At 38.5% G+C, this 7,815-nt stretch carries 11 protein-coding genes; 7 read left to right on the top strand and 4 right to left on the bottom strand.

Going from position 1 to position 7,815, the window contains the following annotated elements; translation table 11 throughout:
- The coding region (locus DNJ75_RS13765; RefSeq protein ID WP_157968362.1) for a hypothetical protein at window positions 1-199 on the bottom strand (199 nt) is incomplete at its 3' end.
- A 98-nt stretch (window positions 200-297) separates the two neighbouring features.
- On the opposite strand from DNJ75_RS13765, the gene DNJ75_RS13760 reads away from it, so the two are divergent.
- Window positions 298-840 (top strand): DUF3387 domain-containing protein, encoded by a 543-nt coding sequence (locus tag DNJ75_RS13760; RefSeq protein WP_224742332.1) that lies wholly within the window; start codon window positions 298-300, stop codon window positions 838-840.
- A 15-nt stretch (window positions 841-855) separates the two neighbouring features.
- Here DNJ75_RS13760 and DNJ75_RS13755 read toward each other — a convergent pair whose 3' ends face one another.
- Window positions 856-1,722 carry a PulJ/GspJ family protein gene (locus DNJ75_RS13755; RefSeq protein WP_117004021.1) on the bottom strand — a complete coding sequence of 289 codons (867 nt, stop codon included), beginning with the start codon at window positions 1,720-1,722 and terminating at the stop codon, window positions 856-858.
- A 17-nt stretch (window positions 1,723-1,739) separates the two neighbouring features.
- Entirely contained in the window at window positions 1,740-2,117 is a 378-nt protein-coding gene (locus DNJ75_RS13750) for a type IV pilus modification PilV family protein (protein ID WP_117004020.1), read from the bottom strand.
- A 219-nt stretch (window positions 2,118-2,336) separates the two neighbouring features.
- On the opposite strand from DNJ75_RS13750, the gene DNJ75_RS15855 reads away from it, so the two are divergent.
- On the top strand, window positions 2,337-2,606 hold the full coding sequence (locus DNJ75_RS15855) for an alpha/beta hydrolase (RefSeq protein WP_349293389.1): 270 nt from the start codon (window positions 2,337-2,339) through the stop codon (window positions 2,604-2,606).
- On the opposite strand, the gene DNJ75_RS13740 is transcribed toward DNJ75_RS15855, so the two are convergent.
- The gene (locus tag DNJ75_RS13740) at window positions 2,596-3,585 is read right to left on the bottom strand and encodes a LysR family transcriptional regulator (RefSeq protein ID WP_117004018.1); all 990 of its coding nucleotides are present in this window, start codon (window positions 3,583-3,585) and stop codon (window positions 2,596-2,598) included. The genes DNJ75_RS15855 and DNJ75_RS13740 overlap by 11 nt on opposite strands.
- Before the next feature lie 207 nt (window positions 3,586-3,792).
- On the opposite strand from DNJ75_RS13740, the gene DNJ75_RS13735 reads away from it, so the two are divergent.
- The 5 genes from DNJ75_RS13735 to DNJ75_RS15425 all read left to right on the top strand — a co-directional run bounded on the left by DNJ75_RS13735 (window position 3,793) and on the right by DNJ75_RS15425 (window position 7,669).
- On the top strand, window positions 3,793-4,500 hold the full coding sequence (locus DNJ75_RS13735) for a PAS domain-containing protein (RefSeq protein ID WP_117004017.1): 708 nt from the start codon (window positions 3,793-3,795) through the stop codon (window positions 4,498-4,500).
- Window positions 4,501-4,605: 105 nt separating this feature from the next.
- Window positions 4,606-5,196: a CBS domain-containing protein gene (locus DNJ75_RS13730; RefSeq protein ID WP_157968361.1), complete on the top strand. Its 591-nt coding sequence runs from the start codon at window positions 4,606-4,608 to the stop codon at window positions 5,194-5,196.
- Between the two features lie 20 nt (window positions 5,197-5,216).
- A complete protein-coding gene (locus DNJ75_RS13725; protein WP_117004015.1) occupies window positions 5,217-7,127 on the top strand; it encodes an ATP-binding cassette domain-containing protein in 1,911 nt (636 codons plus the stop codon).
- The gene (locus tag DNJ75_RS13720; RefSeq protein ID WP_117004014.1) at window positions 7,114-7,440 is read left to right on the top strand and encodes a DUF2288 domain-containing protein; all 327 of its coding nucleotides are present in this window, start codon (window positions 7,114-7,116) and stop codon (window positions 7,438-7,440) included. Before DNJ75_RS13725 ends, DNJ75_RS13720 begins: the two co-directional genes overlap by 14 nt.
- Complete coding sequence (locus tag DNJ75_RS15425; RefSeq protein WP_157968360.1) at window positions 7,427-7,669, top strand: hypothetical protein; 243 nt, start codon at window positions 7,427-7,429, stop codon at window positions 7,667-7,669. Before DNJ75_RS13720 ends, DNJ75_RS15425 begins: the two co-directional genes overlap by 14 nt.
- Window positions 7,670-7,815 lie beyond the last annotated feature (146 nt).

The following is a 7,815-nucleotide window of genomic DNA, read 5'->3' as shown; positions in this document are numbered from 1 at the left end:
TGAATGAGTCACTGAGCACTTTCTCTTGATGACTTAGTGCTGCGTATAAGTCGGAGAGTTTGCTTGATAGATCTTGTGCATGCTCAATACGATCTTTATCAAGCTTATTTTCCGTAACGGTGTTAAGTTTAGATAGCTCTACTATCGTATTTGATATCTCATTCTGAATCGTTTCTAGGTTTTGCTCAGCTAAATTCATCCATAACTTGCTTATGTTTTAAAGGCAGTAGGGTATTTGTACATAAAGATCGCATTCAGTTCAAGTTAAACTACAGCTGATTTACCCACAAATCGCGAATGCGCCCGTTTCTCGATGATGTAAGACAAATGCCAGAGAAAAATCTAGCTGTTGAATTATTAGAGAAACTGCTAAAAGACGATATCAAAGCAAAAACACGTAATAATATCGTTCAAGAAAAAAAATATGCTGACAGACTACAAGAGACACTTCGAAAATATAACAATCGAGCCATTGAAACAGCACAGGTTATTGAAGAACTTATTCAAATGGCTAAAACATTTCAAGAAGAAATGACACGTGAAGCCAATCTTGGATTGAACCCTGATGAAATTGCCTTTTATGATGCGCTAGCAAATAACGAAAGTGCCGTGCGCGAATTGGGTGATGAAATTTTGAAGAAAATTGCCATCGAGATAACCGAAAAGCTTAGACGTTCGACAACTGTAGACTGGCAAGTTAGAGATAGTGTTAGAGCAAAACTAAAGATACTCGTTCGCCGCACGTTACAGCGCTGGAAATACCCGCCTGATAAGACTGCAGGTGCTATAGAACTTGTGCTTAAACAAGCCGAAGCACTTTCAAACTCGTGGACAATATGAGTATAGACAGCCTAGCTACAAAACATTCGCCTTTAACGCAATTAAGATTGTATAGACTTGCCCTGAAACTGTATAACGAATCTCAATACCTTTGACAGCTTTATACCAAGGCTCAAGATAATTAGGCGTACCGTCTGCTTGGACATTATTCCAAACGCCATTGGCGTAGTAGCGTATTTGCAGATCATCAACATTAGCAATCAGCTCTTGTGAACTTCCTGCATTATCAATATTAATCATAAGACTTTTAACGCCGCTTTGCTCTCGTAGATACAAAATATAGACATGGTATTGCGCTAAAAAACTGCCAGCGGCATAGCTCCGCGCGGGACCCTGCTCAACAGGCACTGAACTACCTGAAGCATCTGCCGTTGCCTTCATCACTTGATAGCCTGTTTGATCTGCCAACAATATATAGTCGTTATTGCCAATTTTTAATCCTGTTGTGATATTCACCGGTGAAGAACTGGCTGAAATAGCACCAGACAGCTCACTGGAAACAACGCCTTGTAACATTAATATATCAGTTCCAGCAACATGATTTGGTGGAGCATAAAAATTTAATGAAGTTGCCGCATATACTGGTGGATAGGATAGCGGATTAAAGGTAGAACTTGTCACGCGTAAATCGACTTGCTGCCACGGCCACAACCCATAAGGTGATGGCGAGGTTGATTGATCAACCAGATTACGAAAAGCTTGGGCAACAACACTTGCTTCGGTGTTATCAACCAGTTGTGTGACTGTGCGTGTGTAACTATGGCGGACGGTGTAATACATCTCACCGGCTATGACTAAGACAAAAGCAGCAACAGCAATACCTACGAGCATTTGAATTAAACTTGCACCCTGCTCTTTTATTTTAACCCTTTGAATATGCATCTTGATACCCCTTAAAACTATGGTATCACCACAGCAAAGGTGCGCTGTTGCTCAACATTTAACAAGGTATTGCGTCCCGTTAATTCCGTTGTTCCTTGGGTAAAGACAATATTACCACTGGGTGAGAGATCAATCGCTTGCCCGGTTATCCATGAATTTTCAATACGGTTATCCAATAGAATATCAATAGCAACTTCGTTATTTGTGCGACTTGCTACAGTGGCTGAACGCAGCATCACTGTCATAAACGAGGTAAAGACAAAGACTAGTATAGTCAGTGCAATTAAAGATTCAATCAAACCAAAGCCCGCTTGTTTGCTTGAGTGAGAATAGTATTTATTACGCATCTGCTTTTTATATTTTTTATATTCTTTACATTTTCTATTACATACCATAGCTGCTTCCTTGATTGTCTTGATGATACATGCTCATCATAAGTACCTATGCAAATATTACTAGGTATTTTTTGGATTCTCGGATCAAGTCTGAGAATGACTACCAGTCATCATATTCAGGCTTGACCCGAATATCCATTATGACCAAAACTATTGTTTAGGTATTTAAAACTAATGAAAGTATAGCCTGAGAAATATTTTTTTGCAGCTTAGCAATCGATTCAAGCGTTATTTCTAACAGTAATAACTGACCTACCCCACCAGCATACTAACTACATCTGTATGCATGGCACGCAAGATACAATTGTTCCGATAAAGCTTGGCGCCACAGCTAAAGTTATGCTGATCCAACATGGTTATAATGTCGCATGGCACACCTATGAAACAGGTCATGAGTTATGCTTTGACGCAATTCAAATGATCCGCTCAATCATTATGGAAAAATTGATAGATATACCTCCTTATAAAAGTAATAGCATTAATCGCTAAGTAATGTATCAAGAATCTCTCCCGAGGCTTCTGCCAGCAGATCATAATTAAGCAACTCCTTTATCACATTATTATTTCTTGTTCCCTGTAAAGTGTATGCATATATAGACTGAGGTTTATTATAGTTGTGTAGTATTTGCAAGGTATCGTTGCATGATGAAAAACAAAAAGAAGGTATGACACCATGTCCCATGCCATGATCAATAAATTTTTTAATTGTGGTTACTTTATCTAAATACTCAATATCAGGCGCTGAAATAAACGCCTCTAGATATTTGATAAAGTAGCTTGTCGTTGCATAAAAATACTGGGGCATAAATATCCTCGTTGAGGTTAGTGATGACAAATCTTGAATAGCATTTACCCTTGGAAAATGAACTTTACTGCTACATAGCAACATCTTGTAACTGCCTAATGTCGTTACACTATAATCACCCTGCGATATAAATGGATAAAGTGTGAAAATGACATCGTACTGCTTTTCTTTAATGGCTTTTTGCATTTCATCAAGGCTACCTATCAATGTCATGCTCACTTCTATCCCTAAATATTTTGATTTAAAAGCACTGATCATACCCAAAAAAATCTCCGCAAGATTTTCAGGAATCGCAACTTTGATGACTTCTTTTTTTTGCTGAAGTTCATAAATATAATCAGCTATATTTTGCTTTTGCTCTAATAACCTAATGATCTGAGCGTGCAAACTTTTGCCTTCAGCAGTCAAGTGCATATATTTTCCCTCTTTTTGATAGAGGGCTGTGTTACATAGCTTTTGCAAATTATCCAAATGCTTCCACGCACCTGGCACGCTGATATAGCACTTATTCGCGGCTTCGGTAATACTCAAGGTTTTTGCAAATGTATCAAAAACTTCCATTTGTTTTAATGTGAACATTAATTTAATTACTCCATTGTCATCTATCCATTTCACATAAGTATCAATAACTTCTGCGATATTAAATACCACAAAGCGATTCATGAGCGATATATGCCTAGCTATTTGTTAAAAAACAAAGGGGTGGAACTGTAACTTAAGATAAATATGACAAACAGCAGCCAAATGGCAGGGGGTGATCAAAATTTACATCTTTTCTTATTTTTTATTTCTTTTAAGTCTTGCTTAAGTTAAAACGTATAAATTACAGCAAGTTTTTTATTCAACACATTTCATGGAGCAAGATCACAAATGCAGGACTCAGCATTCTTAGAGAACTACTTTATCCCTTTTTTAAATAACTATAACGATCTGGGGGTCAACTTTATTGCGCATGACCTAGATGGGAAAATACGATTTTTAAATGAACAAACTGCCAAAATCATCGCAAATACTGAGGCCAAGCAGCTGATTGGCACCACGCTTTTCGATCTTAAGATTATCAGTGAATCCGAATATGAAACACTAAAGAAAATACGCAATGAAGTCATCACCAAGCGTCAGATCATTCGTTGTATAAACTTTTCAACAAATTGCTTAATTGAGCAAGGCTTATCACATCATATTTATCAATGTAGCGTATTGCCGATTATTGATTTAAACAATGAAGTTATCGGCACACTGACTACCGGTCGCCTGCTGGATAATGTTAACCCTTATCACTATATTAAAGGTCTAAACCCAGACCCTAATATCGAATCATCAAAGATTTTTGCTTTACTTTCACCTAGAGAACTTGAGATTGTCTATTTACTTGCGCATGGCATGAGTCAACGTGATGTTGCCAGCTTCTTAGGAATCTCCAGAGGTAATGTCTCAAGAGTCCTTACTGAGAATATTTCAAAAAAATGGAATATCGAGCCAACAACTGATGCAATTATTGACAAAGCATTACATTGCGGTATCAGTACACACATCCCCAAAAGCTTAGCCAAACATCAAATTGTTATCTTACCTTGATCACCCCGATTACTCTGCTTTCTACGACTTCTAAGCTTATTGCGTTTGCAAAGCAGCGAAATGATGATTAGACTTACGAGAAATAATCATCACAAGGATCGACTTATGGCATACAAAGAATATAAATTATTAGATACAACAACGCACACTAAAGATCAAAGCATCCCTTACTATCATCCAGAAACGATGGATGTCATTTCTCTTGAAACACCTGCTTTACACGTTTTCACTGACTTTCATACCGTCAAGCCTTATGTGATTCATGTAAAAACTTTGGCAGATGATGCATTACAGATGATGAAGAAAGTAGAAGTACATGCATTATTGGTAATCAATAACGATGATGAGGTCGTCGGCTTGATCAACACACGTAGACTGCAAGGCATCTATCGCACGCAAGTCGCGCAAAAAGAGGATATCAATCCTAAAGAAGTAACTGTTGGCATGCTGATGGCAAAAATAAGTGACCTACCGATGCTTGACTATGCAGTATTAAAAGACACCTTAGTTGGTCATATTGCCCGTTTAATGCATGATCAGCACATTGATCATTTACTTATTCAAGAGCAAGATAAATCTGGTAAAGACGTTATTCGTGGCATTATTTCAGCCAGCTTCATTGCCAAGCGTCTTGGCGCACAAATCGGGCATGATCTTGCATCACGCAATCTTGCTGAACTTAACAAAATTATTTAACTTGACGATCATCACACACTATGCCAATTATTTCTCTTCGCAATGCCGAGCTTGCCTTTGGACACCATAAACTCTTAGATAATGTTTCTTTGGATATCGACGCCAATAAGCGTATCTGTTTAATTGGTCGCAATGGCGCGGGCAAATCCTCTCTTTTTAAAGTCCTTCAAGGGCAAATACTCCCAGATCACGGTGAACGCATCGTCCATGACAATGCCAAAATCGCATGGCTTGAGCAGGAGGTACCACAAAATACCAAAGGCTCGGTATTTAATATTGTGCTTTCTGGTTTTGGTGAGACTGGTCAGTTAATTATTGACTATCAAAATTTATTAACAGCTGATTTAACACAAGCCGACAATCTAGATCATTTAAATAACTTACAGCAGCAAATCGATAATGCCCATGCATGGGATTTGCAAATGGAGGCAGAAAAGGTGCTTTCTGCCCTATCGCTTGATGGCAATGCATTATTTGATGATCTATCTGGTGGCTTAAAACGTCGCGTATTACTTGCCAAAGCATTGGTTACCTCACCCGATCTCTTGCTTTTAGATGAGCCGACAAACCATTTAGATATCGAGTCAATCGAATTTTTAGAGCGCTTCTTGCCACAGTTTAAAGGTAGTATTTTATTTATCACCCATGATCGCCAGTTTTTGCAAAATATTGCGACTGATATTATCGAGCTTGATCGTGGTAATGTCTTAAGCTTTCCTGGCAATTACGATAAATTCCTGACACAAAAGGAAGCTTATCTACATGCCGAGGAAGTACAAAATGCTAACTTTGATAAAAAGCTGCAACAAGAAGAAGCGTGGATTCGCCAAGGTGTTAAAGCACGTCGCACTCGTAATGAAGGGCGTGTGCGCGCATTAAAAGCATTGCGTGAAGAGCGTAAAGCCCGTCGTGATAAACAAGGCAATGTTAGCTTAAGTGCATCTCAAGCGAATAAATCCGGTAAAATGGTGATCAAAGCTTCAGATATTAGCTTTCATTATGATAATAAACCGATCTTTAATACCTTCTCATGTGAGATACAACGTGGTGATAAGATAGCGATCTTAGGCAAAAATGGCTGTGGCAAGAGTACGCTACTGCAAGTATTACTGCAAAAATTAACACCGCAATCAGGCGCGGTGAACCATGGTGAGAACCTACAAATTGCCTATTTTGATCAGCTGCGTGATCAAATTAATCCCAAGCTTTCGCTCGTTGATAACGTCACCGAAGGCTCCGATTACTTGGATATCAATGGTCAAAAAGTGCATGTCATTGGTTATCTTCAGAACTTTCTGTTTGATCCAAAACGCATGCAAAGCCCCGCTTCTTCACTCTCAGGTGGCGAGCGTAATCGCTTATTATTAGCCAAGCTTTTTGCCAAACCAAGTAATGTGTTAATCCTTGATGAACCAACTAATGATCTTGATGTTGAAACACTTGAGGTACTTGAAGAGCTTATTTTAAATTATCAAGGCACTGTGCTGATTGTTAGCCATGATCGTAGCTTTATCGATAATGTTGCCACAAGCACGATTGTCTTTGAGGGTAACGGTCAATTACAAGAGTATGTTGGTGGTTATGACGATTGGCTACGCCAAAAAAACTCGAGCACCAAGAGCTTAGATCAAGCATCTCAATCTCTGCCAAAATCATCATCCATTAAAGCAAGTGCCAGTAACACTAAAAAACAAAAATTAAGTTTTGCACAGAAAAAACAGCTTGCTGACTTACCTAACGAGATTGAACAATTAGAAGCTGAAATTGAAAACTTGCAACAAGAAATTGCTACACCTGAGTTTTACCAACAAAGCAAAGATGCGGTTCAAGAAACCTTACAAGCACTTGAACAAAAGCAAGCATTGTTAAATGATAAATATCAGCTATGGGAAAATCTCTCCGAGCTTGAGGCGCAATATGAGCAATCCTAATGAGTCTAATGAATCTAATGAATTACTCAAAGCCAAAATCTTAAGCGAAACAGCACGTATTGCGTGGATTGAGCTTCAGCGTTTTTTTGCACAAGGCAAAGTCATCAAGGTCAGTGATGCACTTGATTTAATCGATGTCGCCTATGCATTAGCACAAAACGATCAAGCACAAATCACGGATTACATGAGCCAAAATCATATTGAATATGTCAATGATGACGATGCTAAACATTGGTTTGAGAACAATACAACGCTATGGGCTTCAGTCGTCAAACCTTGGATTTTGGTGCAAGAGAAAGATGATAATCAATAATAGCGACACTCAACATATCAATCTTAGATCCTATATTTTATGCCTTGTCGGCTATATGACCTTAACACTTTCGTTATCTTTGGTGCCTTATATCGCGATAGCACTTAAACTGAGTACTACTGAAGTCTTGCAGGCACTAAGCTTCCTATTTTTATCTTATAGCCTTTCTGCCATCTTACTGGCGAGCGCTTCAGATGTATTAACCTCAGTTCGGAATTACGGTTCATAAAACACTCAATCTTTTCTGGCCCACAATAGAGATAGGATCGATAACCCATGCAGCAAGGCATGCCATCAAATGTGTGCATGCATTTACAGGTGAGCGATGCCTTGTATGCCACAACATTAAACTATTTTTCAAATGATCAAATAGAG

The sequence above is a fragment of the Cysteiniphilum litorale genome (genome assembly GCF_003428165.1).
In the GTDB taxonomy this organism is placed as follows: Bacteria; Pseudomonadota; Gammaproteobacteria; order Francisellales; family Francisellaceae; genus Caedibacter; species Caedibacter litoralis.
The sequence above is the reverse complement of the archived record's forward strand: the minus strand, read 5'-3'. Positions and strand labels throughout refer to the sequence as shown.

What these genes read in the sequence shown, in the direction of transcription:
- DNJ75_RS13720 (WP_117004014.1), top strand. Translation starts at nt 7,114, where the DNA reads ATGAGCAATCCTAATGAGTCTAATGAATCTAATGAATTACTCAAAGCC.
- DNJ75_RS13725 (WP_117004015.1), top strand. Translation starts at nt 5,217, where the DNA reads ATGCCAATTATTTCTCTTCGCAATGCCGAGCTTGCCTTTGGACACCAT.
- DNJ75_RS13750 (WP_117004020.1), bottom strand. Translation starts at nt 2,117, where the DNA reads ATGGTATGTAATAGAAAATGTAAAGAATATAAAAAATATAAAAAGCAG.
- DNJ75_RS13740 (WP_117004018.1), bottom strand. Translation starts at nt 3,585, where the DNA reads ATGAATCGCTTTGTGGTATTTAATATCGCAGAAGTTATTGATACTTAT.
- DNJ75_RS13735 (WP_117004017.1), top strand. Translation starts at nt 3,793, where the DNA reads ATGCAGGACTCAGCATTCTTAGAGAACTACTTTATCCCTTTTTTAAAT.
- DNJ75_RS13760 (WP_224742332.1), top strand. Translation starts at nt 298, where the DNA reads ATGCGCCCGTTTCTCGATGATGTAAGACAAATGCCAGAGAAAAATCTA.
- DNJ75_RS15425 (WP_157968360.1), top strand. Translation starts at nt 7,427, where the DNA reads ATGATAATCAATAATAGCGACACTCAACATATCAATCTTAGATCCTAT.
- DNJ75_RS13730 (WP_157968361.1), top strand. Translation starts at nt 4,606, where the DNA reads ATGGCATACAAAGAATATAAATTATTAGATACAACAACGCACACTAAA.
- DNJ75_RS13755 (WP_117004021.1), bottom strand. Translation starts at nt 1,722, where the DNA reads ATGCATATTCAAAGGGTTAAAATAAAAGAGCAGGGTGCAAGTTTAATT.